This window comes from Muricoccus roseus (assembly GCF_900141905.1).
GTDB classification, from domain to species: domain Bacteria; phylum Pseudomonadota; class Alphaproteobacteria; order Acetobacterales; family Acetobacteraceae; genus Roseomonas; species Roseomonas rosea.
Genome location: NZ_FQZF01000002.1, coordinates 84,421 through 110,701, shown reverse-complemented (window position 1 = coordinate 110,701; position 26,281 = coordinate 84,421). Strand labels below are relative to the sequence as shown.

At 71.4% G+C, this 26,281-nt stretch carries 22 protein-coding genes and 1 riboswitch; of the genes, 10 read left to right on the top strand and 12 right to left on the bottom strand.

What is annotated here, in order from left to right; translation table 11 throughout:
* The first annotated feature begins 4 nt into the window (after positions 1-4).
* Positions 5-640, top strand: a complete 636-nt coding sequence (locus tag BUB97_RS00530) for a VOC family protein (protein WP_073131030.1) — start codon at positions 5-7, stop codon at positions 638-640.
* 52 nt (positions 641-692) lie between these two features.
* Here the strand turns inward: BUB97_RS00530 and BUB97_RS00525 are convergent, their stop codons facing one another.
* On the bottom strand, positions 693-3,143 hold the full coding sequence (locus tag BUB97_RS00525) for a sensor domain-containing protein (protein WP_175562524.1): 2,451 nt from the start codon (positions 3,141-3,143) through the stop codon (positions 693-695).
* Positions 3,144-3,266: 123 nt separating this feature from the next.
* A complete protein-coding gene (locus tag BUB97_RS00515) occupies positions 3,267-4,001 on the bottom strand; it encodes an SDR family NAD(P)-dependent oxidoreductase (RefSeq protein WP_073130153.1) in 735 nt (244 codons plus the stop codon).
* 177 nt (positions 4,002-4,178) lie between these two features.
* On the opposite strand from BUB97_RS00515, the gene BUB97_RS00510 reads away from it, so the two are divergent.
* Together BUB97_RS00510 and ggt are read left to right on the top strand one after the other, a co-directional pair.
* Positions 4,179-5,378 carry an MFS transporter gene (locus BUB97_RS00510; protein ID WP_073130150.1) on the top strand — a complete coding sequence of 400 codons (1,200 nt, stop codon included), beginning with the start codon at positions 4,179-4,181 and terminating at the stop codon, positions 5,376-5,378.
* A 62-nt stretch (positions 5,379-5,440) separates the two neighbouring features.
* Positions 5,441-7,072, top strand: coding sequence for a gamma-glutamyltransferase (ggt, locus tag BUB97_RS00505; protein WP_073130147.1), 1,632 nt, complete (start codon positions 5,441-5,443; stop codon positions 7,070-7,072).
* Positions 7,073-7,397: 325 nt separating this feature from the next.
* Here ggt and BUB97_RS00500 read toward each other — a convergent pair whose 3' ends face one another.
* The 4 genes from BUB97_RS00500 to BUB97_RS00485 all read right to left on the bottom strand — a co-directional run bounded on the left by BUB97_RS00500 (position 7,398) and on the right by BUB97_RS00485 (position 10,511).
* Positions 7,398-8,198 (bottom strand): lipid-binding SYLF domain-containing protein, encoded by an 801-nt coding sequence (locus tag BUB97_RS00500; RefSeq protein WP_073130144.1) that lies wholly within the window; start codon positions 8,196-8,198, stop codon positions 7,398-7,400.
* A gap of 88 nt (positions 8,199-8,286) precedes the next feature.
* Positions 8,287-8,913: a histidine phosphatase family protein gene (locus BUB97_RS00495; protein WP_086061765.1), complete on the bottom strand. Its 627-nt coding sequence runs from the start codon at positions 8,911-8,913 to the stop codon at positions 8,287-8,289.
* 31 nt (positions 8,914-8,944) lie between these two features.
* The gene (locus tag BUB97_RS00490) at positions 8,945-9,793 is read right to left on the bottom strand and encodes an ABC transporter permease (RefSeq protein WP_073130138.1); all 849 of its coding nucleotides are present in this window, start codon (positions 9,791-9,793) and stop codon (positions 8,945-8,947) included.
* 262 nt (positions 9,794-10,055) lie between these two features.
* Positions 10,056-10,511 carry a hypothetical protein gene (locus BUB97_RS00485; protein ID WP_073130135.1) on the bottom strand — a complete coding sequence of 152 codons (456 nt, stop codon included), beginning with the start codon at positions 10,509-10,511 and terminating at the stop codon, positions 10,056-10,058.
* Between the two features lie 362 nt (positions 10,512-10,873).
* On the opposite strand from BUB97_RS00485, the gene radA reads away from it, so the two are divergent.
* The 4 genes from radA (at position 10,874) to BUB97_RS00465 (ending at position 15,250) form a co-directional block, all read left to right on the top strand.
* Positions 10,874-12,319, top strand: a complete 1,446-nt coding sequence (radA, locus tag BUB97_RS00480; protein WP_073130132.1) for a DNA repair protein RadA — start codon at positions 10,874-10,876, stop codon at positions 12,317-12,319.
* 153 nt (positions 12,320-12,472) lie between these two features.
* Positions 12,473-13,051 (top strand): CvpA family protein, encoded by a 579-nt coding sequence (locus tag BUB97_RS00475; protein ID WP_073130128.1) that lies wholly within the window; start codon positions 12,473-12,475, stop codon positions 13,049-13,051.
* A gap of 4 nt (positions 13,052-13,055) precedes the next feature.
* A complete protein-coding gene (gene purF, locus BUB97_RS00470; RefSeq protein ID WP_073130125.1) occupies positions 13,056-14,543 on the top strand; it encodes an amidophosphoribosyltransferase in 1,488 nt (495 codons plus the stop codon).
* The gene (locus BUB97_RS00465; RefSeq protein WP_073130122.1) at positions 14,540-15,250 is read left to right on the top strand and encodes an SDR family NAD(P)-dependent oxidoreductase; all 711 of its coding nucleotides are present in this window, start codon (positions 14,540-14,542) and stop codon (positions 15,248-15,250) included. The genes purF and BUB97_RS00465 overlap by 4 nt, the downstream gene beginning before the upstream one ends.
* A 23-nt stretch (positions 15,251-15,273) precedes the next feature.
* Here the strand turns inward: BUB97_RS00465 and BUB97_RS00460 are convergent, their stop codons facing one another.
* The 4 genes from BUB97_RS00460 to BUB97_RS00445 form a co-directional block, all read right to left on the bottom strand.
* Positions 15,274-16,245 carry an FkbM family methyltransferase gene (locus BUB97_RS00460; protein WP_073130120.1) on the bottom strand — a complete coding sequence of 324 codons (972 nt, stop codon included), beginning with the start codon at positions 16,243-16,245 and terminating at the stop codon, positions 15,274-15,276.
* A 110-nt stretch (positions 16,246-16,355) separates the two neighbouring features.
* Positions 16,356-17,708: a ribosome biogenesis GTPase Der gene (der, locus tag BUB97_RS00455; RefSeq protein ID WP_073130117.1), complete on the bottom strand. Its 1,353-nt coding sequence runs from the start codon at positions 17,706-17,708 to the stop codon at positions 16,356-16,358.
* 80 nt (positions 17,709-17,788) lie between these two features.
* The gene (locus tag BUB97_RS00450) at positions 17,789-19,129 is read right to left on the bottom strand and encodes an outer membrane protein assembly factor BamB family protein (protein ID WP_073130115.1); all 1,341 of its coding nucleotides are present in this window, start codon (positions 19,127-19,129) and stop codon (positions 17,789-17,791) included.
* A 16-nt stretch (positions 19,130-19,145) separates the two neighbouring features.
* Entirely contained in the window at positions 19,146-19,799 is a 654-nt protein-coding gene (locus tag BUB97_RS00445) for a tetratricopeptide repeat protein (protein ID WP_073130112.1), read from the bottom strand.
* A gap of 122 nt (positions 19,800-19,921) precedes the next feature.
* Here BUB97_RS00445 and BUB97_RS00440 point away from each other — a divergent pair, with 122 nt between their 5' ends.
* On the top strand, positions 19,922-20,272 hold the full coding sequence (locus BUB97_RS00440) for a hypothetical protein (protein ID WP_073130109.1): 351 nt from the start codon (positions 19,922-19,924) through the stop codon (positions 20,270-20,272).
* On the opposite strand, the gene BUB97_RS00435 is transcribed toward BUB97_RS00440, so the two are convergent.
* Entirely contained in the window at positions 20,269-21,603 is a 1,335-nt protein-coding gene (locus BUB97_RS00435) for a dihydroorotase (RefSeq protein ID WP_073130106.1), read from the bottom strand. The genes BUB97_RS00440 and BUB97_RS00435 overlap by 4 nt on opposite strands.
* 103 nt (positions 21,604-21,706) lie before the next feature.
* A riboswitch (cobalamin riboswitch) is annotated at positions 21,707-21,930 on the top strand.
* 106 nt (positions 21,931-22,036) lie between these two features.
* Here BUB97_RS00435 and BUB97_RS00430 point away from each other — a divergent pair.
* Complete coding sequence (locus tag BUB97_RS00430) at positions 22,037-22,234, top strand: DUF1289 domain-containing protein (protein WP_073131027.1); 198 nt, start codon at positions 22,037-22,039, stop codon at positions 22,232-22,234.
* Positions 22,228-24,564 carry a 5-methyltetrahydropteroyltriglutamate--homocysteine S-methyltransferase gene (metE, locus tag BUB97_RS00425; protein ID WP_217659545.1) on the top strand — a complete coding sequence of 779 codons (2,337 nt, stop codon included), beginning with the start codon at positions 22,228-22,230 and terminating at the stop codon, positions 24,562-24,564. The genes BUB97_RS00430 and metE overlap by 7 nt, the downstream gene beginning before the upstream one ends.
* 269 nt (positions 24,565-24,833) lie before the next feature.
* On the opposite strand, the gene BUB97_RS00420 is transcribed toward metE, so the two are convergent.
* The gene (locus BUB97_RS00420) at positions 24,834-26,177 is read right to left on the bottom strand and encodes a hydrolase (RefSeq protein WP_073130100.1); all 1,344 of its coding nucleotides are present in this window, start codon (positions 26,175-26,177) and stop codon (positions 24,834-24,836) included.
* Between the last annotated feature and the right edge of the window lie 104 nt (positions 26,178-26,281).

Here is a 26,281-nt window from a genome sequence, read left to right as displayed (position 1 = left end):
GGCGATGGAGTTAGACCATCTCGTCCTGATCGCGCCCAGCCTGGCGGAAGGGGTGGCGCATCTGCGCGCGGCCCTCGGGCTGGAGATCCCCTATGGCGGCGCCCACCCCGAGATGGGCACGCACAACCACCTCCTCCGGCTCGGCGAGAGGGTGTTCCTGGAGGTGATCGCGGTGGATCCCGCCGCGCCGGCACCCGCCCATCCCCGCTGGTTCGGGCTGGATGACGCGGCGGCGGTGCGGGCGGAATGGGATGCGGGGCGGCGCCTTCGCGCCTGGGTGGCGCGCAGCACGGCGCTCGATCCGCTGCTGGCCGCCCATGGCGGCCTGCTGGGCCAGGCCATGCGGGTCTCACGCGGGGACCGCCAGTGGCGGTTCGCGGTCCGGCCCGATGGGGCCCTGCCCGCCGACGGCGCGGCGCCCTGCGTGATCGACTGGGGCGAGCGCGGCTGCCCGGCCGCCGCCATGCCGGATCTCGGGGCCCGCCTCGAATCCTTCACGATCGAGCATCCGGACCCGGCCCGGTTACGCGCGTTGCATGCGGCGCTGGGCCTCTCCGCCGGGCCGGAGCTGCGGCAAGGCCCGGCCATCCGTCTCCGGGCCATCATCGGGACCCCGTCGGGGCCGAGGGAGATCGGGTAGGCGCGCGGGAGGCCGTGCGGAGCCCCTGGTGAGGCCCCGGGGAGGCGCCGGCTCAGGCCGCCATATGGGAGGAGGGGCGCAGCCGCTTGAACAGCGCCGGTATCTCCGAAGCCGGGACAGGCGGGCTGAACAGGTAGCCCTGGGCCTCGCTGCACCCCTTTTTCCGCAGGGCGCCAAGCTGCCCGGGCGTCTCTACCCCCTCCGCCGTCACGGAGATGCCGAGCCCGCGCCCCATGCCGGTGATGGCCCGCACGATCGCCTTCGCATCCTCGCGGTCCGGCAGGCCGTGCACGAAGGAGCGGTCGATCTTGATCTTGTCGAAAGGGAAGCGGAGCAGGTAGCCGAGCGAGGAGAAGCCCGTGCCGAAATCGTCCAGGGCGATGCGCACGCCCAGGTCGCGGAGCTGGCGCAGGATGGCCAGATTGGCCTCCTCCTCCCCCAGCAGGACCGATTCCGTGATCTCCAGCTCCAGGCGCTCCGGCATCAGGCCGGAATCGCTCAGGGCCATGGCCACTGCCCGCACCAGGCCGGGTCGGCGGAACTGCACGGGCGAGAGGTTGACGGCCAGGCGAAGGGGAGCCGGCCAGGAGGCGGCCTCCCGGCAGGCCGTGGCAAGCGCCCATTCGCCCATCCCGGTGATGAACCCGCTCTCCTCGGCGACAGGAATGAACTCGGCCGGGGGCACCATGCCCAGGTGCGGATGGCGCCAGCGCATCAGGGCCTCGAAGCAGGTGATCCCGCCCTGTTCCACGCCGATCAGCGGCTGGTAGCGCAGCTCCAGCTCCGCCCGGTCGAGCGCGCCGCGAAGGCCCGCCTTCAGTGCCTGCTTGCGCTGCACCGCCTCGTCCATTTGCCGCTCGAAGAAGCGGAAGACCCCGCGTCCGTCGGCCTTGGCACGGCAGAGGGCGATATCGGCGTTCCGCAGCAGCGCGTCGGGTGTCGTGCCGTCCTCGGGGGAGAGGGCGATGCCCACGCTGCTGCCCGCATGCACCGAGCGGCCGTCGATCTCGTAATCCTCGTTCAGCAGGGCCACGATCCGGCGGGCGAAGGCCTCGGCATCCTCCGGCCCGCGGAGCCCTGTCTGGAGCACGGCGAACTCGTCCCCGCCCGTGCGGGCGACCATGTCGCCCCCCCTCAGGCAACCGCCCAGGCGCTCGGCCGCCAAGCGCAGCAGCGCATCGCCCACCACATGGCCCAGCGTGTCGTTGACGATCTTGAAGCCATCCAGGTCGATGCAGTGCAGGGCCATCCGGCCGCCCTGCTCCGGGGCAGCCATGGCCTGTTCGAGCCGCCGGTGGAACAGCCGGCGGTTCGGCAGCTCCGTCAGCGGATCATGATGGGCAAGATAGGAGATCTGCCGCTCCGCTGCCCGCCGTTCCGTGACGTCGCGGGAGATGGAGAGGAGGCGCGCCACCTCTCCTGAGGCGCCGAGGATGGGGGAGACGATGACATCCCACCATTTGGGCACGCCCTTGAGCGTCGGGCAGAAGCCGGTGAAGCGGCCCGTGCCGCCCGCCAGGGCCGCCGCGATCGCGGGGCCCGCCTCGGCGGCCGTCTCCGCCGGCAGGAGGGACATCCACTCCCGCCCGCGGATCGCCTCAAAGTCATCCACATCCAACAGGGCGAGACCCGCGCCGTTCAGGAAGAGCAGCCGGCCCTCCAGGTCCAGCACCTTCATGCAATCGGTGGTGCTCTCCAGGATGCCGCGGGCGAAGTCCTCGCTCTCGCGCAGCGCCGCCTCGGCTCTCACGCGGTCGGTCACGTCCCAGGCGGTGACCAGCACGCCGGGCCGCCCGCCGAACTCCATCAGGTAGGACACGGCGTGCACCAGGCGCTCGCGCCCGGAGGCATCGAGGTGCCGCCAGGGGCCGGAGACCTTCCGTGCCGACCGGGGCTCCGCGGCGGAGCGGCGGACCGTGTCGCGCTCCTCCGGCGGACGGATATCGAGGATGGACATGCCCAGCAGCGCCTCGCGAGACCAGCCATAGGCCTCCAGCGCCGCCTCGTTCACCTCCAGGAAGCGCAGCGTCTCGCGGTCATAGACCCACATGGGCGCGGGATTGCTGTGGAAGAGCCGCCGGAAGGCCGCCTCGCTCTCGGCCAGCGATGCCTCGACCGCTCGCTCCTCCGTGACGTCGCGGAGGAGAAGGATGAGTTCTCCCCCCTGCCCGTCGAGGGGCTCCACGGACGCAAGGAAAACGCGCCCCGCGCCATCGGGCCCCAGCGCCTCGCCCGCGATCTCGGCGGCGCCGCCGGGTTCTTCCCGCAACGCCTGCCCGATCTGTGCCTGCAGCCCTAGCGCCAGGCCCGGCGCCAGCTCGGAAAGGCTGCGCCCGACGGCGGACGGCCGCCCGATCACCTCGGTGAAGGACCGGTTGACGCGGATCACGCGCAGCGTCCGGTCCATCACGCAGAGCCCGACCTGTGCTGGGCCCTGGGAAGGCGAGGTCGAGCGCCGCATGTCGGCCTGAAGAGCAGTGCCGCCGGCGCGAGGATTCAGCATCGAGCGCGTCATCGCTGCCCCGGAATTCGTACTGCGTTCTGTACTTAGAATTGATTGGCTCCGGTCATGCAACCGCCGATTGCAGAGACAACTCACGCCACGTCGTGCACGCAGCGCGACCCCTCAGACATGCTGCCCGCCATTGATGTGGATCTCCGCCCCGTTCACGTAGGAGGAGGCGGCGGAACACAGGAACAGGATGGTCTCGGCCACCTCCTCCGCGGTGCCGAGCCGGCGCATGGGGATTTGCCGCTCCACGATATCCTCCGTGCCGGGCGAGAGGATCGCGGTGTCGATCTCCCCGGGCGCGATGGCGTTCACCCGCACCCCATGCGCGCCGAATTCATGCGCCAGCTCGCGCGTCAGCGCCGCCAGCGCCGCCTTGGAGCAGGCATAGGCGGCGCCGGCGAAAGGATGCACGCGCGAACCCACGATGGAGGTGACGTTCACGATGCTGCCGCCACCCGACCGCAGTTCGGGGAAGAGCCCGCGCGCCAGGGCGGCGGTGGAGAACAGGTTGACGTTGAACACTGATGTCCAGAGCGCGTGGTCGGAATCCAGCGCGCCGAGCCGCGCGCCCCCCTCGCCCTTGGGCGAGATGCCGGCATTGTTCACCAGCGCGTGGAGCTGCCCCTCGGGCAGGCGCTCGCGCACCTCGCGGATCAGCGCATCCACCTGGGCCGGGTCGGAGAGATCCGCCTGGATATGCCCCCAGCGCGCCCCGGGCCAGCGGCACTCCTCCGAGAAGGGCTGGCGGGAGACGGTCAGGATACGCCAGCCCTCCCCCTGGAAGCGCTTGACGGTGGCGTGGCCGATTCCCCGGCTCGCGCCGGTCAGCAGCATGATGCGCGCGCTCATCGCCGGTGGCTCCGGCGGGCAGGGGCTCGGTCTGGCATGGCATCGCTCCGCTTCGCGCCGTGTCACATGCCGCGAGCCGGCGGGCGGGCGCAAGCCACCGGCATTGCGGCGCAACAGGCGGAGGGCGCGGACGCTCTGCGCTCGGGCAGGCTCGGCCATCCGGATCGGACGCCCCGCATGCCCCACGCCTTCCGCCGCCTCGCCCTGTCCAACCTGGCCGCGCAGGCCTCGGAGCAGCTTGCCCTGGCTGCGGCGCCCCTCCTGGCCGTGCTGGCCCTGGGGGCGGGCGCGGCCGAGACGGGGTGGCTGCAGGCGGCCCAGACCCTGCCCTTCCTGCTGCTCGCCCTGCCCGCGGGCCTGCTGGCCGACCGGGCTTCCCGCATCCGGCTGATGATCGGCGCGGAGGCCCTGCGGGCGGTCGCGCTCCTGGGCATTCTCGCCCTCGCCGCCTCCGGCCGCCTTGGGTTGGGCGGGCTGGCCGCGCTGGGCTTCCTGGGCGCGGCGGGCACGGTGGCGCAGAGCGTCGCGGCCCCCGCCCTCCTGCCGACCCTGGTGCCGCGCGCCGGCCTGGCACGCGCCAATCGCTGGCTGGAGCTGGGGCGCAGCCTCGCCTTCGCCGCCGGGCCGGCGCTGGGCGGGGCGCTGATCGGCTGGCTGGGCGCCGGGCCGGCCTATGGCGCGGCCATCGGGCTCTCCCTCCTCTCGGCGGGGCTGCTGGCCGGTCTGCCGGAACCGGCCCGCGGCGCCGCGCCCCGGCGCCACCCCGGCCAGGAACTTCGGGAGGGCATCGGCTTCGTGCTCTCCCATCCGCTGCTGCGCCCGATCCTGGCGACGGCGGTGGTGTTCAACACGGCCTGGTTCGTCCTGCAGGCCGGCTATGTCGTCCATGCCGTCCACCATCTCGGCCTCTCCGCCGCCGGGGTGGGGGTCACCCTGGGGCTCTACGGGGCCGGGATGGTGGCGGGCGCCCTGGCCGCGCCTCGCCTGGCCGCCTGCTGGAGCCTGGGAACCCTGATCGCGGCGGGGCCGCTCGCGGCCTCCCTGGCCGCCCTGCTCATGCTGGCCACGCTCGCCCTGCCCGCCCCCGCCCTGGCCGCGCTGGCGCTGTTCCTCTTCGGGGCAGGGCCGATCCTGTGGACGATCCACACCACCACGCTCCGCCAGGCGGTCACGCCCGGGGCGATGCTCGGCCGCGTCTCGGCCACGGTGCTGACCGCCACCTTCGGCGCCCGCCCGCTGGGCGCCGCAATCGGGGCGCTGCTGGCGGCGCGCTATGGCGTGGGGGCCTGCCTGCTGGCCGCGGCGCTCGGCTTCGTGGCGCAGCTCGCCATCATTCTCGCCTCCCCCGCGGCGCGGCTGCGCGCCTTGCCCGGGTAGCCGCCGAGGGGGCGACGTGCGGCGGGAAAGGCGGCAAGCTTCGTGCCCCATAAGGAGTCGCCATGCCCAGACCAGCCCGCCGCCTGCCCGCACCGCGCGCCATGATCGTCGCGCCCCAGCCCGAGGCGGTGGAGGCCGGCGAGGCCATCCTGCGCGCCGGCGGCAACGCGCTGGACGCCGTGCTCGCCTGCGCCCTCACTCAGGGCGTGGTAGACCCGATGATGAGCGGCATCGGCGGCCTGGGCGTGCTGCATGTGCTCGACCCCCGCACCGGCGAGCAGGTGATCCTCGACGGCCTCTCCGCCGCCCCGAAGGCCTGCCGCGAGGAGATGTGGGCGGACCGCTACATCGGCGAGTGCCCCGACGGCTTCGGCTACATCGTGCGGGACCATGTGAACGAGATCGGCCACCGCGCCGTCACCACCCCCGGCATCCTGCGCGTGTTCGGCATGGCGCATGAGCACTTCGGCCGCGCGGCGTGGAGCAGCCTCTTCACCCCGGCCATCGGCTTCGCCGAGGAGGGCTGGCTGGTGCGCCCCCATGTGGCGACGATGTTCCACCTGGACGAGAAGGCCTATGGCCGCCTGTCCTACGCCGCGAAACTCGGCTTCACCGAGGACGGCCGGCGCATCTACATGGGGGCGGACGGCGCCCCGAAGCGCCTGGGCCAGACGGTGCGCAACCCGGAACTGGCGGAAACCCTGCGCCTGGTCTCCCGCGAGGGCGCGGAGACCTTCTACACCGGCGAATTGTCGCGCCGGATCGTCGCCGACATGCAGGCGCATGACGGCCTGCTCTCGGCCGAGGACCTCGCGACCTTCATGCCGCAATGGCGCGAGCCGCTGCGCGTGGACTACCGCGGCTACGGCGTCGCCGTTCCGCCGCCGCCGGCCGGCGGCATTGTCATCGCCGAGATGCTGCGCATCCTGGAGGGCTTCGAGCTGACCGCGCTCGGCCACAACGCGCCCGAATACATCCGCGTGGTGGCCGAGGCGATGAAGACCGCGATGCGTGACAAGGACCGCCATATCGGCGACCCCGACTTCATCCCGCCGCCGCTGGATCGGCTGCTTTCCGAGGCCTACGCGCAGCAATGCGCCGCCGGTATCCGGGCGGGCGAGAAGGTCTCGCTGCCGCGCGCCGGCGCGGATTCCAAGCACACCACCACCGTCTCCTGCGTCGATGCCGAGGGCATGGTGGTGACGCTGACCCATACGCTCGGCCTTCCCTCCGGCGTCATTCCGCCGGGCACGGGCTTCATGCTGAACGGCGGCATGAACAACTACGACCCGCGCCCGGGCCGCGCCGGCTCCATCGCGCCGGGCAAGCGCCGCTTCTCCACCATGGCGCCGACCATCCTGTTTGATGGCGACAGGCCCGTGGCCACCCTCGGCGCGCCAGGCGGCGCCTGGATCGGCGTCGCCATCCTGCAGGTGCTGCTGAATGTCATCGACTGGGGGATGACCATGCAGGAAGCCGTGATGGCGCCGCGCTTCTCCAGCACCAGCGACGCCATCGACATCTCCAACCGCATCCCGCGCGCGACGCAGAAGGCGCTGGAGGAGATGGGCTACGAGGTGCGCCGCAACCCCACCAGCTACCCCTTCGCCGCCGTGCACGGTATCACCATGTTCGACGGGCTGATCGAGGGCGGGGCGGACCCGCAGCGTGACGGCTACGCGGCGGGGGTGTGATGCTGCGCCCGTTGAGGGCTCCGCCCTCGCCCGCCAAGGGCCTGAGGCCCTTGGAACCCCGTCTGACTGCCGTGGATACCCCGGATCGAAGGGGTCTCGGGCTGCAGAGCGCTGATTCTGCGTCTGCAGTCGCCTCGGGTCGATGACCCGAGGCGCACCGTCAGCCCCGTGATTCCAAACTCCTAAAAGAAGATGATGGTGAGGGGTCCGGGGAGAGGAAGAATTCCTTCCTCCTCTCCCCGGGACAGACCGAAAGACCAGAACAAAACCACGCCAGTACAACTCGCCTGCAGAAAGGCTCAGGCCAGCCCCCTTCTGAGGCCGCCTAGCGCAGCGTCTCCCGCGTCACATTCCCACTCGGCGCCGCCTGCATCTGCATCGCCCCCGGTTGCTGGGAGGGCATGGCCGCCATCGGCGCCGGCGCGCCGCCCGGGGCGCTGAAGCGCATGAGCATGGCGCGGAGAGGGTCGGCCGCGGGGCTATGCGCCTGCATGTCCACCACCACCTGCCGCGCGGCGACGGGGCGGCCGTAATAGCTGGAGTTGAAATCCGTGCGGCTGGAGAGGAGCGAACCCTCCAGGGAGATGCCGGCATAGAGGCCGCGCGTGCGGGCATAGCTGACGATGTCGGCGCCCACCGCTGTGGTGGTGGCGCCCGCGATGCCGCCGCCGATGGTGGCCAGAGCGACCGAGGCATCGGCGCCGAGCTTGATCTGGCTGTCCATCACCGCGCTCAGGCCTTTGTCGGTGAGGATCATCATCATCACCTGCATGTCCTGGATGCCGATCTGCAGGCCGAAGCTGGCCGAGCCGACGGTGTAGAAGGCCGGTGACGACCAGGAGCCGGCACCATCGCGCGCGGTGAGGACGCAGTCACCGCCCTGTCCGCCGAAGAGGAAGCCGGCGCGGAAGATGCGCGGGCAGATGATGACCGCGCGGGCCTCGCGCAGCATCTGGTTCGCGTCACGCAGCACGTTGGGGTCACCGCTGCTCAGCATCTCCCCAGCGGTGAGGGTGGCCCGGTCCACCAGGGTCTGCGCCTCGTTCTGCTGGGCCAGGACCGCTTGCGGCAGGACACCCAGGGCCATGGTCGCCAGAGCGCCCAACGCGATGATGGTGCGTCGCATGAAGTTCTTCCCCCAACCCCTTGCCCAAACGGGACAATCGGCGGGGAGACTAGCGACTCGATCGTGGCGAGGCCAGGGCGATGGCTCGTCAGCCCTGGGGCGGCTCCTCATTCACCGCCCCGACCCGCCAGTGGCCGTTCTCCCGCTCCAGCCGGGTCAGGGAGAGGTTCTTCACGCTGAACTGAAGGGCCTGGTAGGGCGTGAGGTTACAGGCATGAGCCAGTGCGGCCCGGATCGAGCCACCATGGGCCACGATCACGGCGTCCCCGCCCGCATTCTCATCGGCCACGGCTTCCAGCGTCGGCCCCACGCGGTCCACCACATCAGAAAGGCTTTCGCCGCCCGGCGGGCACTCGTCCGCGCCGTGGTTCCAGAACGGGTGCGGCGGGTCGCGCAGGACGGCGGTGAATTCCTCATGCGTCAGCCCCTGCCATTCGCCCAGGTGCTGCTCCACGAAATGCGGCAGGTCGGTCAGCTCCTGTTCGGGATAGCCCGCGGCGAAGATGGCCATGGCGGTCGCCCGGGTGCGCGCCAGCGGTGTGCAATACCACCGGGAGGCGAGCGGGATGCGCCGCGCGAGCCAGGCATGGGCGGGCCGCTCCCGCCCCAGCGTCTCCTCGCAGAGCGCGACATCCTTCGCCCCATAGGCGGTGAGGCGCGCGGAGGCCTCCACCAGGGCGTGGCGGATGAGGAAGATTCGGGTCGTTTCCGGCATGGGGGCTCTTATCCCGCCGGCGCGGCCCTGCCTATTCCCCGATGCTCAGCAGGGCCCCACGCTCCCGCGCCCGGCGGAACTGGTTCATGAACAGGGCGGCCATGGCGCCCAGCCAGACGAGGTCCAGCGCGAAGGCCCAGCCGAGATGCCCCCAGGCGATGCGCCCCTCCAGCAGGGCCGCGCGCATGCCCTCGAACACATGCGCGGCCGGGGTGAGCAGTGCCAGGGGCTGCAGCCAGGCCGGGAGGACGGAGACGGGGTAGAACACCGCCGCGAAAGGCGTGAGGCCGAACAGCACCGACCAAGCCAGGGCCTCCGCCCCCGCGCCATGGCGCAGGATGAGGCTGGTGACGCCGAGCGCGACCGCCCAGCCCATGATCATCAGCGCGGCGAAGAAGAGCACGACGACCGGCCCCATCGCAAAGAGGCCGAAGCCGTAGAGCAGCCAGGCGAGCCCCACGGCCGGCAACACGCCCGTGAACATTCGGATGGCGCTCATCCCGACCAGCGCTGCCACCAGTTCCCATGGGCGCAGGGGAGAGACGAAGACATGGCCGAGGTTGCGCGACCAGATCTCCTCGAGGAAGGAGATGGCGAAGCCCATCTGGCTGCGCAGCGCCACCTCCCAAAGCAGCACCCCACCGAGCAGTGCGCCGGCGAAAAGGCTGGCAGTGTTTCCCTGCACCCCCGCGACATAGGCCGTGACGAAGCCCCAGACGATCATCTGGAGGACCGGCCAGTACATCAGCTCCAGCACCCGCGGCCAGGAACGGCGGAACAGGGCGAGATGGCGGTACATCATCCCCCAGATGCGCCGGGCGGAGGCGAGGGCGGGGCCGTGGCCGGTGCGCGGCGTGGCGCCGGATCTGTCCCTGCTCATGCCGTGCCGCACCCTTCCTGACCCATGGCCGGAGCATAGGCTGGCAGCCCCGCCCACAGAACCCGGCGGCACCGCCCCTTCCCTGCTCAGGCCCGGGGACGATCGCGTGGCCCGCCGCGGATGCGCGCATAGGGCACGCCCAGCACCTCGGCGCAGATCTGCGCCGGCGCCGTCCCCACCCCTGCCCCTGCGTGGCGGGCGTCCTGTTGGTCAGCCGGAATCTCCGCCCGGCGCCTGACCTCGGCGCCCCCCGAGGCCGGAGCTAGGCGCCTTCTTCCGCCCGCCGGGCCTTCTCCTCTCGCGCGGCCATGGCCGCGGCGTTCTCGTCATACTCCACCCCGTCGAAGCGATAGCGCGCCCGGGCGAAGAGGCCGCCCGAGACATTCTCGATGGGCGTGTCCCGGATCGCCTTCGCGGCGGACTTGCGCTCCTCCGCCCGCTGGGCCGCCGCCTTCTCCTCAGCAGCCTGGCGGGCCTTGGCCTCCTTGGCCGCGCGCCACTCCGCATGTTCCGCCTCGGTCAGCTCGACCCGACGCTGGCAGATCAGCACCACGCCTTCGGCATAGGGTGCCCCGTAGCCGTATCCGGCCCCCCAGGTATTCTGAAACATGCCGTGGTTGTTGATCAGCCCCTCCACATAGGTCCGACTGGAGGTGAGCGGGATGACGCTCTTGATCTCCCATTCGTCGCGGCCGATCTCGGCCAGGAGTGCGTTCATCACCTCGTCGATCTTGTTCCAGTTCGGCTAGTAGGTGGCCCAATGGGCCTGGCCCTTGGAGGACTGCTCCGTGACGACATAGCCCCAGTGGCGTCGGAACCACCGGGTTTCGAAGATATGCGGCATCTGCTGATCCTGGGTCGCGGGCCGATCGCCCGCGCCGCCATCCTACACCGGCCGTCTTTTTCGGAGAGTGAACGGTGCCGCCTCTCCAGGCTGGGGCGGCATGCCGGCCCGGCACGGAAGCTGCCCAGGGCTGGCGGCCCGGCCCGCGAGAAGACAGGACGCGCTTCGCACTAGGAACAGCCCCCTCCCCGCGCTACATCAGCGATGTCCACGTTTCGTTCCTGATCGGGCATCCCTTGGCCAAACCGACCCACCGCTTCGTCTGCCAGTCCTGCGGCACCGTCCACCCGAAATGGCAGGGCAAGTGCGAGGGCTGTGGAGAATGGAATACCCTGGCGGAGGAGGTGGTGGAGGCCCGCGCGCCCGGTCCTTCCAAGACCGCCGTCGGTGGCCGGAAGGTGGAATTCGTGGCGCTGAAGGGCCATTCCGCCCCGCCCGCCCGCACCCGCACCGGCATCGAGGAGCTGGACCGCGTGCTGGGCGGGGGCTTCGTGCCGGGCTCCGTGGTGCTGGTCGGCGGCGACCCCGGCATCGGCAAGTCCACCATCCTCCTCCAGGCGGCGGCCCGTGTGGCCGAATCAGGCAAGCGCACGCTCTACATCTCGGGTGAGGAGGCGATCGAGCAGGTGCGGCTCCGCGCCCTTCGCCTCGGCGTCTCCAGCGCCCCGCTCGGCCTCGCCGCCGCCACCTCGCTCCGCGACATCCTGGCCAGCCTGGAGGAGGAGCGTGACGCCGGGCTGGTGATCATGGACTCCATCCAGACCGTCTGGCTCGACAGCCTCGATTCCGCCCCCGGCACCGTCAGCCAGGTGCGCGCCTGCGCCGCCGAGCTCGGGCGGCTGGCCAAGGCCAAGGGCTTCGCCCTGGTGCTGGTCGGGCACGTGACCAAGGAGGGGACGCTGGCCGGCCCCCGCGTGCTGGAGCACATGGTGGACGCCACCCTCTATTTCGAAGGCGATCGCGGCCACCAATTCCGCATCATGCGCGCCACCAAGAACCGGTTCGGCGCCACCGACGAGATCGGCGTCTTCGAGATGACCGAGGCCGGCCTGGCGGAGGTCACTAACCCCTCCGCCCTCTTCCTCGCGGAGCGCCGGGGCAACGTCTCGGGCTCGGCGGTCTTCGCGGGGCTCGAGGGCACCCGCCCCGTGCTGGTGGAAATCCAGGCCCTGCTCTCACCCTCGGCCGGCGGCAGCCCGCGGCGGCAGGTGGTGGGCTGGGATGCCGGGCGCCTCGCCATGCTGCTCGCGGTCCTGGAAAGCCGCTGCCGCATGACCCTCGGCATGAACGACGTGTACCTGAACATCGCCGGCGGGCTGCGCATCAACGAACCCGCCGCCGATCTGGCCGTGGCCGCGGCCCTGCTCAGCGCCGCGACCGACCGGCCCTGCCCGCCCGACATGGTCTTCTTCGGCGAGGTCGGCCTTTCCGGCGAGATCCGCCAGGTTGCCCAGACCGAGCTTCGCCTGCGCGAGGCCGCGAAGCTCGGCTTCGCGGCCGCCACCCTCCCCCGCCGCGTCGCCCGCGGCGGGCGCGGCCTCTCCGCGCCGGATGGGCTGCGGCTAAGCGAGACCGGCCACCTCGCCGATCTCGTGGCGCCCTTCGCCGCCGGCTCCCGGCCAAGGCCGGAGAAGGGGGCCGGGAAGGAGAAGGCCAGGCCCGAGGAGGTCGAGGCGGAGTGAGGATGGCCCGCCGGCGCACCCGCAGCCGGGTGCCGGAGGGGGCGCCGCCGTGGCGTGGAGGACACCCCATGGCCCAGCAACATGCCTCCCCCGCAGCACCCGGGGTCGCCAAAGCGTGACGCCGCGCCGCAGCATCGCTATATCCGCCGCCCAATGACCTGGGTCGATGCCGTCTTCCTCGCCGTGGTCGCCGTCTCCGGCGCCATCGGCTACATGCGCGGCCTCGTCCGCGAGGTATTGGGCGTTGGCGCCTGGGTGGGCGCCCTGCTCTTCGCCTTCTACATGCTGAACGGCACGCGCGGCCTCTTCGTCGGGCTCTTCCCGGCGGATTGGATGGCCGCCGCGCCCTGGATCGCCGATGTCGCCGCCCTGGCCGCGGTCTTCATCGTCACCCTGATCATCCTGAAGATCATCATCGCGCTGGTGGCCGGGGCAGTGCGGAACTCCGTCCTCGGCGGGGTGGACCGGGCCCTGGGCGTGGTCTTCGGCCTGGGCCGGGGTGTCGTGGTGATCCTGGTTGCCTATATCGCAGCCGGTGCCTTCATCCCGAACATGGAGCTCTGGCCGGCCCCCGTGCGTGAGGCCCGGTTCATGCCCCTGATCGCCGATGGCGCCGCCTGGCTGAACGAACAGCTTCCCGCCCAGTACCGCCCCCGCCTGCCCGATCCGCCCAGCGGCCGGGCCCCCACCGCCGAGGAGCTGTTGCGCCCTCCCGCGCGCAACCGGATCTGACCCCATGACGGAACTGACCACCCACCCGTTCCAGCCCGCGGGCGACGACGCGGACGACGCCTTCCACGAGGAATGCGGCGTCTTCGGCGTGTGGAATGCACCGGATGCGGCGGCGCTCACGGCGCTCGGCCTGCACGCGCTGCAGCACCGGGGCCAGGAGGCCTCGGGCATTGTCTCCCTCGGGGAGAAGGGCTTCCGCAGCCATAAGGGGCTGGGGCTGGTCGGCGACATCTTCGGCGATGCGCGGGTGATGGCCATGCTGCCCGGCCGCGCGGCGGTGGGCCACAACCGCTATGCCACGGCCGGCGAGACGGCGCTGCGCAACGTGCAGCCCCTCTATGCCGATTTCGCCTTCGGCGGTTTCGCCGTGGCGCATAACGGCAATCTCACCAACGCCCTGGCCCTCCGCCATTCCCTGGTGCGCCGCGGCTGCCTCTTCCAGTCCTCCACGGATTCGGAGGTCTTCGTCCACCTCATCGCCATCTCCCTCTACGCGACGGTGCTGGACCGGCTGATCGATGCGCTGAAGCAGGTGGACGGGGCCTATTCCCTCGTCGCCCTGCATGACGGCGCGCTGATCGGCGTGCGGGACCCCCTGGGCGTCCGGCCGCTGGTGCTGGGGCGCCTGGGGGGCGAGGGCAAGTCCTGGGTGCTGGCCAGCGAGACCTGCGCGCTGGACATCGTGGGCGCCGAATTCGTGCGCGACGTCGAGCCGGGCGAGATCGTCATCATCGACCATGACGGCGTGCGCAGCGTGAAGCCCTTCGCCCATACGTCCAGCCGCTTCTGCATCTTCGAATACGTCTATTTCGCCCGCCCCGACTCGGTCGTGGAGGGCACGCCGGTCTACGAGACGCGCAAGCGCATCGGGCTGGAGCTGGCGCGCGAGAGCGGGGTGGATGCCGATGTCGTGGTGCCGGTGCCGGATTCCGGCGTCCCCTCGGCCATGGGCTACGCCACCGAGGCCGGAATCCCCTTCGAGCTCGGCATCATCCGCAACCACTATGTCGGCCGCACCTTCATCGAGCCGACCGACACCATCCGCCACCTGGGCGTGAAGCTGAAGCATTCGGCCAACCGGGCCATGCTCCAGGGCAAGCGGGTGATCCTGGTGGACGATTCGATCGTCCGCGGCACCACCTCGAAGAAGATCGTGGAAATGGTCCGCCAGGCCGGCGCCAAGGAGGTGCATATGCGCATCTCCTCCCCACCGACGACCCATTCCTGCTTCTACGGTATCGACACACCGGAACGGGACAAGCTGCTGGCCGCCAAGCACGACGTGGCCGAGATGGCGCGCATCATCGGGGCGGACAGCTTGGCCTTCATCTCGCTGGACGGCCTCTACCGCGCCCTCGGCCGCAAGGGCCGGGATGCGAAGGACCCGGGCTATTGCGATGCCTGCTTCACGGGGGACTACGCCATTCCGCTGACCGACCTCGAGGGCCATGCGGAGCGCCGCCCCGCCCTGCTGGCGCTGAACGGCGTATGAGCAAGCCGCTTCAGGGCCGCGTCGCCCTCGTCACCGGCGCCTCCCGCGGCATCGGCGCCGCCACCGCCATCGAGCTGGCCCGTCTGGGCGCGCATTGCGTGCTGATCGCCCGCAGCCAGGGCGGGTTGGAGGAGACGGATGACGCCATCCGCGCCCTCGGCGGCAGCGCGACCCTCCTGCCCTTCGACCTCGCGCGGGACGTGGACAAGCTCGACCCGCTCGGCCCCTCCATCGTGGAGCGCTTCGGGCGACTGGACATCCTCGTCCATGCGGCGGGCGCGCTCGGCACCCTCACCCCCGTGGCCCACATCACCCCGCGTGACTGGGCCGAGGTGGTGGCGGTGAACCTCACGGCCGCCTGGCGGCTCATCCGCACCCTGGACCCACCGCTCCGCGCCTCGGATTCCGGCCGCGCCGTGATCCTCACCACGGACCGGGCGCGTGATCCCCGGCCTTATTGGGGCGCCTATGGCGCGACCAAGGCGGGGCTGGAGCACCTGACCGCCACCTGGGCCGCCGAGGTCGGGACCTCGCCCCTGCGGGTGAACCTCTTCGACCCCGGCCCGGTGAACACCCGCCTGCGCGGCACGGCGATGCCGGGCGAGGACCCGATGAGCATCGCTCAGCCGGCCGATGTGGCGCCCCGGATCGCGGCGCTTTGCCGGCCGGAAGAGGCGCGCAGCGGAGAGGTGGTGCGGGCGGCCTGAGCGGGGCGGCCTGAGCGGGCGCCCTACGGCGCCTGCCTGGAGACGAGGATGTTGCGGATCGTGTGGTCCCGCTCCTCGGCCAGCTTGGCATGATCCAGCCGGGTGAGGCGGGAATCGGTTCCGATCTCCCAGAAGGAAAAGCCAAGCCCGTGCAGGAGCCCGACGACCCTCTCGGGCCCGACCCCCTGAGAGGCGAGCATGGCGGGCGCGAATTCCATCATGATCTTCACCTCGGGGGAGCGGGCGAGCAGCGCCTGCATGCCCAGCAAGGCACGCCCCTCGTTGCCCTCCACATCGATCTTGATCACCTCCGCGCGGAGCCCGGGATCGGGGAAGAATCCGTCGATGGTGAGGACCTTGCAGAGCGTGCCGGCCTCCTGAGAGCCGGGCGCGACCATATGCCCGCCGCCCGGCCAGTCATCGCTCATGGCGACCATCGCCTCGCCATCCACATCCCCCACCGCGGCCTCATGCACCGTCAGCCGTTCGGTGAAGCCATTCACGGCGGCGGACCGGCGGACGAGCTGGCATAGGCGCGGGTTCGGATCAAAGGCATGGATCCGGCCGCCCGAGGCCGCTCCCAGGATCGCGTAGACCCCGAAGTTCGTTCCGATATCGAGCACCGTCGCGCCGGGCTTGATCAGGCGCTGGAAGACCGTCGTGTAGGCGGTCTCCCACACGCCATGCACCATGAGATGCGGCGCCACGTCGATTCCACGCGTGTCCACGAAGAGCATGTAATGCCCGTGCAGCAGCGTCAGAGCCGTGTGGTCGCCGAGGTAGTTGGCGTGGGTGTAGTGAATGGGATGGGACCGCTGCGCGAAATAGGCGACGATCTCCTCCATCCGCCGGGAGATGCGATCGAGCCGCTCCTCGGCAACCAGGGCGCGCCGAATCAGGGCATTGTCCATCTCCGCGACCCGGCGCAGGAGCGCCTCATGCGCCTGCGCATCGGCATCGGCGCGGCGGAAGAGGCGTTCGAGAAAGCGAGGCATCGGGGCTCCGGACGGTCTTGCAGCAGCAGGGCGGAATCTAGTCCATGCCGCCGTGACCGGCTCAACCCGCCGGATGGGGCAGGCCGAAACGCCGCGCCCCGCCTGGCCCCTCAGCCCTCCCCTTCGGCGTAGGGGTTCTCGGTGCCGCGCAGGTTGATCCGGACAGGCACGCCCGGCATGTCGAAGGCCTCGCGGAAGGAGTTCACGAGGTAGCGCCGGTAGTCCTCCGGCATCATCTCGGCGCGCGTGCCGAAGATGGCCAGCGTCGGCGGGCGGGCCTTCGGCATGGTGACGTAGCGCAGCTTCAGCCGCTTGCCCTCCACCAGCGGCGGGGCGTGCCGCTCCAGCGCCCTCTCGAACCAGCGGTTCAGCGCCCCGGTCGGGGCGCGGCGGTTCCAGATCTCATAGGCTTCTCGCACCGTGGGCATCAGCCGTTCCACGCCGCGGCCCGTGGCCGCGGAAAGCGGCACGACGAAGACGCCGCGGAGCTGCGCGAGGGAGGCCGTCAACACGTCCTCAAGCCGCCGGCGGGCGGCGTTGCGGTCCTCCACCGCGTCCCATTTGTTGAAGGCGATCACCACGGCACGGCCTTCGCGCTCCGCCAGGCGGGCGATGCGCAGGTCCTGCTCGTCCATGCCCTGCACCGCATCCACCACCAGCACCGCCACCTCGCATTCCTTCAGGGCGGCGATGGTCGCGGCGGTGGACATCTGCTCCAGCGCCTGGGTGATGCGGGCCCGGCGGCGCAGCCCGGCGGTATCCACCAGCCGCACCGGCTTGCCGGTCTCGTCCGTCCATTGCACCGCCACCGAATCGCGGGTCAGGCCCGGCTCGGGACCGGTGATCATCCGCTCCTCGCCCAGCAGGGCGTTCAGGAGGGTGGACTTTCCCGCATTCGGGCGGCCGACGATGGCCAGTCGCAGGGGACGGTTCGGGTCGTCCGCTTCCTCCTCCTCCTCGGGCGGGAGGGGCGGCAGCAATTCGCGGATCTCGTCATGCAGCTCGCCCATGCCGTCGCCATGCTCGGCCGAGACCAGCAAGGGGGCGCCCAGGCCGAGCTCATAGGCCTCCAGCGCGTTGGCGGCGCCCTGGCGGCCCTCCGCCTTGTTGGCCAGCAGCAGCACCGGCTTGCCATGACGCCGCAGCCACTGGGCGAAGGACCGGTCCGAGGGGGTGAGGCCCGCGCGCACATCCACGACGAACAGGACGAGATCGGCCGCCCGCAACGCGGCCTCCGAACTGGCCCGCATGCGCCCAGGGATCGTGTCGGGCGCCGCCTCTTCGAGGCCGGCGGTGTCGATCAGCAACACGTCCCGGCCGGCGATCCGCGCCACCGTTTCCTTGCGATCACGGGTAACGCCGGGCGTGTCGTCCACCAGGGCGATCCGCCGCCCGGCGAGGCGGTTGAAGAGGGTGGACTTGCCCACATTGGGGCGGCCCATGACGGCGATACGGGGAAGCATGGGGCGCAAGAGCACCGCCCGCGCCCGGGGGTCAAGTGAATCAGTCAGGCGCGGCGGCCGGCCGCCGCGCCGGGCGGCCCCTAGCGCAGGGCCACCAGCGTCCCGTCATCGGTGACGAGGTAGACCGCCCCGCCCACCGCGATCGCCGGCAGGGTCACGCCGCCGGGCAGGCGGACGCGGCCGGCGATGCCGCCCTCGGCCGGATCCACCAGGATCGCCTCTCCCAGCGAAGAGGGCACGAGGATGCGCCCGCCGACCACCAGCGGCCCACCGAAACTGGCCGGGTTGCGGCGGCGGTCGCGGGCGGAACGCTCGTCCAGCAGCGTCAGCCAGCGCACGCGCCCATCGGCCCGGCCCATGGCGACGAGTTGGTTCTCAGGCGTGACCACGAAAATCCAGTCCCCGGCCACGGCGGGGGAGCGGGCGCTGCCGACATCGCGCTCCCACAGGCGCCGGCCGGAGCGCAGGTCCACCATCAGCGCCGTGCCGGCCTGGCCGACCGCGATCACCCGGCCATCGCTGATCACCGGAAGCCCGGCCACGCCCGCGAGTTCCGCGAGGCCACCGCGCCGCGCCGCCTGGCCGCCGGCCGAAAGGCTCTCGGTCCAGACCACGCGCCCATCCGTGGCGCGCAGCGCGGCCAGTTCGCCCGAGGGGAAGCCGGCCACCACCGTCTCGCCCTCGATGGCCGGGGCCGGCAGACCCAGCGGCACGGCCGAGACCGGCGTGCCGCGATAGGTCCAGAGTCGGCGGCCGTCCTCGGTGGACAGGGCGATCAGCTGGTTCTCGACGGTCGGCACGAAGATGCGGCCAGCCGAGACGGTGATGCCGCCGCGGGTGGGAGCGGGAACCGGGGCGCGCCAGCGCACCTCGCCCGTGCCGGGGTCCAGGGCGAGCACCTCGGCCATGCCGGTGGCCACGTAGACGACGCCATCCGCCAAGGCGAGGCCGGCGCCGACCGCGCCCACATCGTCCTTCTCCGGGGTGGTCTCCCGGCTCCAGCGGCGGCCGCCGGACTGGGCATCGAAGGCCGAGACGGTGCCATAGGCATCGGCCGCGAAGACCGTGCCATTCGCCAGGACCGGGCCGGCGGTGATGCGGCGGCGATAGGAGGAGCCGGTGCCGATGCTGGCCCGCCAGGCCTCCCGGAGGGACTCGCCGGCCGAGGCATGGCCTGGGTCATGCGCCAGGTTGCCGCCGGCCTGCGGCCATTCGGCCAGGGCGGTGGGCGGGGGCAGCGCCACCGGGCGGCCGGCCAGGGCGGGATCGACCGAGACCTCCCGGTCCGCCTGGATCACGGGCAGGCGCTCGCCGGGCAGCGGCGTCTTGCTCTCGCCGAAGATGCTGTCGATCGTCTCGCAGCCCGCGAGGGCCATGGCCGCGCCACCCAGCAGAAGGGCGCGGCGGGAGGGGTTCGTCATCGCGTCGCGGATCCTCTCAGGCGTTGGGAAGCTGCGCCAGAACGCGCGTGGCACGGTCACGCAGCGCCTGGGGGGCGGCCGAATCGGCGGTCAGCCCCTGCAGAATACGCCGTGCCTCGGCCGCGTTGCCCTGGCGGATGGCGACGAGCGCCTGCAACTCGCGCGCGGAGGCGCGCCAGGGGCTGCCTTCGGCGGCCAGCGGCGTGACCCGCGCGGCGAGCAGCGCCGGGTCCTGGCTGTCCAGCCCGTGCAGCACCCAGTTGAGGCTGGCGAGGTCGCGATAGAGGGGGTCGGCCCCCCGGTCGTTCGAGACGGCGTCCCATTCGGCCAGGGCGCCGGGCAGGTCGCCGGTCTCAGATTTCAGGGCCGCGGCGCGCAGCCGGGCCAGGGTGCGGTAGCCGTCCGGCGCGCGGGTGGCGATGTCGTCGAAGCGGGCGGCGGCGGCCTTCAGGTCGGCGCCCTGCTGCTCCGTCTCCCGGTGGACGACGAGGAACGCATTCGCGGCGGCCTCGGCTTCGCGGGTCTGGTACCAGCGCCAGCCCTGCCACCCGGCCACACCGAGGACGGCCACCAGGGCCAGGGCGGCCGCCGCGCCGCCATAGCGCATCCCGAGCTGCCGGGCGCGCTCGGCGCGCAGATCCTCCTGCACCTCGTCGAAAATATCGGGCAAGCGGGTTCCTTCCCCGTTGATGGGCCCCCTCGGTCAACCCGGGGCCACCGGATGGGCAGTCGGGGCCGGGGTATAGCGGGACCGTCACGAGGCGTTAAGCCCAGGGCGCGTTCCATGCCCCCATGCGGTCCCCGGCCCTCCTCCTCCCGTTCCTCCTGGCGGCCCTCCCGGGCTGCGAGGCGGTGGTGCCGATCGCCGCGGCGAACGGGGTGTCGCTGATGCTCACGGGCCGGGCGGTGCCCGACCTCGTGGTCTCCGGCGTCTCCGGGCGGGACTGCTCCATCGCCTATCTCGATGCCGGGGAGCGGTATTGCCGGGCCGAGCCCGAGCCGGCGCCCGAGCCCCGCTGCACCCGCAGCCTGGGCGCGGTGGATTGCTGGACCGGGCCGGTCCCGGGCACCCCGCCGCCGCGCGACGCCGGCGATGCCAGGCCCGCAGCGCCGGCCCAGCCCTGGCCGGAGCGGTTGATTTAGGCTGCCCGCGTGCCCTCGAATCGCACAGGCTCGCCGCCCGGCGTGCCGATCACCTCGTCCTCCCGCATCACCGCGCGGCCGCGCAGCACGGTCATCACGGGCCAGCCCTGGCACCGCGTGCCGATGAAGGGGCTCCAGCCACAGGGGGAGACGAGCCAATCGGCCTCGATGGCGCGGGTCTTGCCCATGTCCACCACCGTGAAGTCGGCATCATAGCCGGCCGCGATCCGGCCCTTGCCGATGGCGCCATAGACGCGGGCAGGGCCGGCTCCCATCAGCTCCGCCAGGCGGGACAGCGAGAGCCGCCCTTCGGAGACATGGTTCAGCATCAGCGGCACGATGGTCTGCACGCCGGTCAGTCCAGCGGCGGTGGCGGGCCAGGGGCGTTCCTTCGCGGCCTTGGAATGCGGCGCGTGGTCGCTTCCCACCGTATCCACCGTCCCATCCGCCACGGCGGCCCAGGCCGCCTCGTAATGGCGCCGGTCGCGGATCGGCGGGTTCATCACGGCGTAGCCGCCCAGCGCGTCATAGGCATCCGGCGCCCATTGGGTGAGGTGGTTCAGCAGCACCTCCACCGTGCCGACGTCGCGGAAGTCCTTCATGTACTCCAGCTCCTCGGCCGTGGAGACATGGAGGATGTGCGCGGGGCGGTTCGTCTTGCGCGCCAGCGCCATCAGGCGACGCGTGCCGAGGAACGCGCATTCCACGTCGCGCCATTCCGCATGCAGCTTGTGCGGGCCGCCCTGCGCGAACATCGGCTTCCGCGCCTGCAGCCGGTACTCGTCCTCGGAATGGTAGGCGATGCGGCGGCCGCCGTTGCGCATCACGCGCTCCAGCGTCTCGTCATCCTCGATCATCAGGTCCCCGGTGGAGGAGCCGGCGAAGACCTTGATGGCGCAGACATTCGGCTCGCGCTCCAGCGTGCCCAGCTCGCCCACATTGCTGCGCGCGCCGCCGACATACATGCCGACATCGCAATAGGCCGTCTCGCGGATATGCCCGCGTTTCCAGCCCAGCTGCTCCGCGGAGGTGATGGAAGGCTGGGTGTTCGGCATGTCGAACACGGCGGTCAGCCCGCCCAGCACGGCGCCCTTGGTGCCCGTGCCCATGGTCTCCACCGCCGGGTCGCCGGGGTCGCGCAGATGCACATGGGGGTCGATCAGCCCGGGCAGGACATGCAGCCCGGTGCAATCGATCACCTCCCCCGCCTCGGCGGTGCGGAGGTCGCCGATGGTGGCGATCTTTCCGGCGCGGACGGCGACATCGGCCCGGGTCTCGCCCCAGGGCAGCACCACCGTGCCGCCGCGCAGAATCAGGTCGTAGCTCGCCATGGGGCATCTCCGGGCTGAAGGCGTTCCCGTTTGGCGCCCTCTCCGGGGGCGGTCAATCGGGCCGGGCGCCGAAAGGGGCTTGCCAGACCGATGAGACTTAAAGATATCCTTATGCCGCGTCGGTCCCGCGCGAGCGGGTGAAAAGGGAACGCCGTGCGGTCAGGTGCCCAACACCAGGCCAAGTCGGCGGCTGCCCCCGCAACTGTCAGCGGCGAGCCGCGCGCCCATCCGCCCCGAAAGGGGCGGGGCCACTGGGGAAACCCGGGAAGGCAGGGCGTGCGGCAAGGACCCGCGAGCCAGGAGACCTGCCGGCGCGGCAACCCCTTTCAACCGGCGCGGGGTGCGTCCGGTGGAGAAGAACCATGCGCGTCATCCCCTCCGGCGACCCTCCGCCACCCCGTCCGTTCCCGCCCACTCCGCGCCGCTGAACCCCATGACGGACGCTCCGGCGGGCGCCCTTCCCTCTCCCTGCGTGCGGCTCTGCACGCTGAATGGGGACGGGCTGTGCCTCGGCTGCCTTCGCACCATCGACGAGATCGCCGCCTGGCCATCGGCCGATGACGCCGCGCGCCGCGCCATCCTCGCCCGCTGCGCCGAGCGCCGTCTTACCCGAACGGACGACGAATCATGACCGCCACCAATCTCGGCTTTCCCCGCATCGGCCTGAAGCGGGAGCTGAAATCCGCGCTCGAATCCTTCTGGGCCGGAAAGACCCCTGAATCCGACCTGCGTGCCACGGCGAAGATGCTCCGCCAGCGCCATTGGGCGCTGCAACGCGACGCCGGAATCGAACGCGTCCCGGTGAACGACTTCTCCCTCTACGACCATGTGCTGGACACGGCCTGCGCGGTCGGCGCCATCCCCGATGGCTATGGCTGGCAAAAGGGCGGGCCCGTCTCGCTAGAGACCTACTTCACCCTGGCGCGCGGCGAGCGCGGCACGGCGGAAGCCTGCGCCCATGGCCATGCGCATGCCCATCCCGCCAAGGGCGCGCCGGCGCTCGAGATGACGAAGTGGTTCGACACGAACTACCACTATCTCGTCCCCATCCTGCGCCGCGGGCAGGACTTCGCCGCCACGGGCTTCCCGGCGGTGGAGGCCTATGAGGCGGCGACGCGCGCGGGCTTCCCTGCCCGGCCGGTCCTCCTCGGGCCGGTCTCCTTCCTGCTGCTGTCGAAGATGGCGGAGGAAGGGGGCGACGCTCTGGACCTGCTGCCCGGCCTGCTGCCCGTCTATGCCGAGACGCTGAAGCGCCTCGCCGCCGCCGGGGCGCGCTGGGTGCAGATGGACGAGCCCTGCCTGGTGCTGGACCTCAGCGACAAGGCCCGCCGCGCCTTCGCCACCGCCTATGACACGCTGTCCGGCATCGCCGCGCCGCTCTCGCTCATGCTGACCACCTATTTCGGCGGGTTGCGGGAGAACCTGGACCTCGCCCTCGCCCTGCCGGTGCACGGGCTCCATCTCGACCTCGTCCGCGCTCCGGAACAGCTCGCTCCCGCCCTCGCCAAGGCGCCGCCGCGCCTGGCCCTGTCACTGGGCCTCGTGAACGGGCGCAATGTCTGGCGCACCGATCTGCGCGCCGCCTTCGCCCTCCTGCGCGAGGCCGCGAGCGAGCGGCGGGCCGAGACGCTGATGGTGGCCCCCTCCTGCTCCCTGCTGCACAGCCCGATTGACCTGGAGGGTGAGACCGCGCTGGACCCGGAACTGCGGGGATGGATGGCTTTCGCGAGGCAGAAGCTCGAGGAGGTGGCTATTCTCGCCAGGGGCCTGCGCGAGGGCGCCCCTGCTATCGAGGCCGCCCTGGCGGAGAGTGACGCCGCCCAGGAATCGCGCCGCGCCTCGCCGCGCCTGAACGACCCGGCCGTGGCGGCGCGGCTGGCCGCCGGCACCCCGGAGGATGCACGCCGCGCCTCCCCCTTCCCCGCGCGCCAGGCGGCGCAGCGGGCCAGGCTGAACCTGCCCGCCTTCCCCACCACCACCATCGGCTCCTTCCCGCAGACCGCGGAGGTGCGCGCCGCCCGCGCCGCCCGCAAGCGCGGCGAGACGACACAGGAGGAATACGAGGCCTACCTGCGAGCGCAAATCGAGGAATCGGTCCGCTGGCAGGAAGAAGCCGGCATCGACATGCTCGTGCATGGCGAGTTCGAGCGGAACGACATGGTGGAGCACTTCGCGGAATTCCTGGAAGGCTACGCCTTCACGCGGAACGGCTGGGTGCAGTCCTATGGCTCGCGCTGCGTCAAGCCGCCGGTGATCTTCGGCGACGTCTCCCGCCCCGCACCGATGACGGTGCGCTGGAGCGCCTATGCGCAGTCGCTCACCGCGCTTCCGATGAAGGGCATGCTGACGGGGCCGGTGACGATGATGCAATGGGCCTTCGTGCGCGACGACGTGCCCGCCGCCACCGTCCGCCGCCAGCTTGCCTATGCGCTGCGCGACGAGGTGGCGGATCTGGAAGCCGCGGGCATCGCCGCCGTGCAGATCGACGAGCCCGCCATCCGCGAGGGCCTGCCGCTGCGCGCCGCCGACCGCGCGGCCTATCTGCGCGACGCCGTGGAATGCTTCCGCATCGCGGCTAGCGCGGTGCAGGACAGGACGCAGATCCACACCCACATGTGCTACTCGGAGTTCAACGACATCATCGGCTCCATCGCCGACATGGATGCGGATGTCATCTCCATCGAGACCGCGCGGTCCCGCATGGAACTGCTCGAAGCCTTCGCCGAATTCGCCTACCCCAATGAGATCGGGCCGGGCGTGTGGGACATCCACGCCCCGCGCGTGCCGGACGCCGAGGAAATGCGGAACCTGCTGCAAGTGGCGGCACAGCGCATCCCGGCCGAACGGCTCTGGGTGAACCCGGACTGCGGGCTGAAGACCCGTGGCTGGTCGGAGGTGCGACCGGCCATCGCGAATATGGTGGCGGCGGCGCGAAGCCTGCGGGTGCGGGCGGCGGAGTAGCGCCGTCCGAGGGTTCCGCCCTCAACCCGCCAAGGGCCTGAGGCCCTTGGAACCCCGTCTGACTGCCGTGGATACCCCGGATCGATGGGGTCTCTCGTTGCAGGAGGCTGATTCTGCCTTTGCAGTCGCCTCGGGTCGGTGACCCGAGGCGCACCGTCAGCCCCGTGATTCCAAACTCGAAGAAAAAGATGATGGGTCGAAGGCACTGCCTTCGACGGGTCCGGGGAGAGGAAGAATTCCTTCTTCCTCTCCCCGGGACAGCGCCCCCCTCACCAGGTCAGTTCAGCCACCGTGATCCGGTTCTCGGAAAGCGGCCAGGCACGGGCGACGATCCGCTCCTCGTTGAACACGCCCAGCACCGGGCGGCCGGTTTCGGAAGCCGGCAGCCGTGCCACGGCGGTCGCGCCTGCCGCCACGCCGCGCGGCATGTCCGTGGGCTCCTTCCCGTCCAGAAGCACCACGTCGCGCGGGATGCCGAAATAGCCGCGCGGGCGGTTGAACCGGATCACGGCGCCCGCCGCTCGGTCCGCTGCGGCGGGCGGTGCCGCCGGGCGCAGGTTCACGACATCGGAGGAGCGGAGGAAGGGGTTTCGGTAGGAATGGGTGATGGGATGATCCGGCGCCGCCACCACGAATTCCAGCAACCAGTTCGGGCCAACCGTCAGCGGTCCCCATTGCCCGTCCTCGCCCGTGATCTTCGCGTGGATCGGGCCGCCCATGCGCTCGCCGGTGTTCGGGTGCAGGCGGTACACCTCCACCATGGCCCCGGTGACGGGGCGGTTGGTCTGCACGCCGCCGGGCGTGCCGGTCACGCGGCCGTTCAGCACGGGCCGCTCCTCCGGCACCACGTCCAGCCGCTCTGGCTCCCGCCCTGCGATGAAGCGGAACATCTCGCGGAAGGCGCGGGCGGAATAGGCGGTCTCGCGGTGATCCACGCCGGGCAGCACGAGGTTGGTCGCGCCCCGCAGCTCGGGGCTGTCATGGCCAACGCCCGTCGGCGCGCCCGGGCGGCCGGCATAGCGGCCGTCGGGCTGTGCGTAGAGGTCATTGCTGTCCGAGCGCAGCGTCAGGAAGGCGGTGCCCGGCACCACCTGGCTCTCCCCGCCATTCAGCCGGCGGAGCAGGTCGGAACGCGCGTTGAACTCGCGATTCCGGTTCGAATCCCAATCGTAGATTCCGTTGTTCGGCGTGCCGCAGGTCACGGCATGGGACACCTCGGCCCCGCCCCCATGCAGCTGCACATGGTTGCGGATGGGGTATCCGCCGCGCGAGTTGCCCACCAGCGCCACGCGCGCCGCGCCTGTCCGCTGCCGGAGCGCCGCGACCTCCGAAGCCAGCTCGTACCAGGCCTCCTCCGAGGAGGAGCGGAGCGGCTGGGCCACCGCGTCGTCGTCCCGCGCCAAGGGGTTGGTGAAGTCCAGCGCCCGGAGCCGCTCGCGCGGCCAGCCATTGCTCTCGAACCGCCACAGCGTGGTCATCCACAGCGCCGAATGGTCGCCATTGCCATGCACGAAGAGGATCGGGGTCAGGGCGGCCTCCTGGGCGTGGACGGAGCGGGGCAGAAGCGGGGCAAGCGCCATGGCGCCTAGCAGGGCGCGCCGGTTGACCTCCATGGATCGTGCTTCCTCTCTCTTCATTTTCGGAGGAGAGGGTAGCGCGCCCCCGGTGGATGCACAGCCACCGGCGCCTTCACCTTGCGCCGATGAGAGCCTGCCTC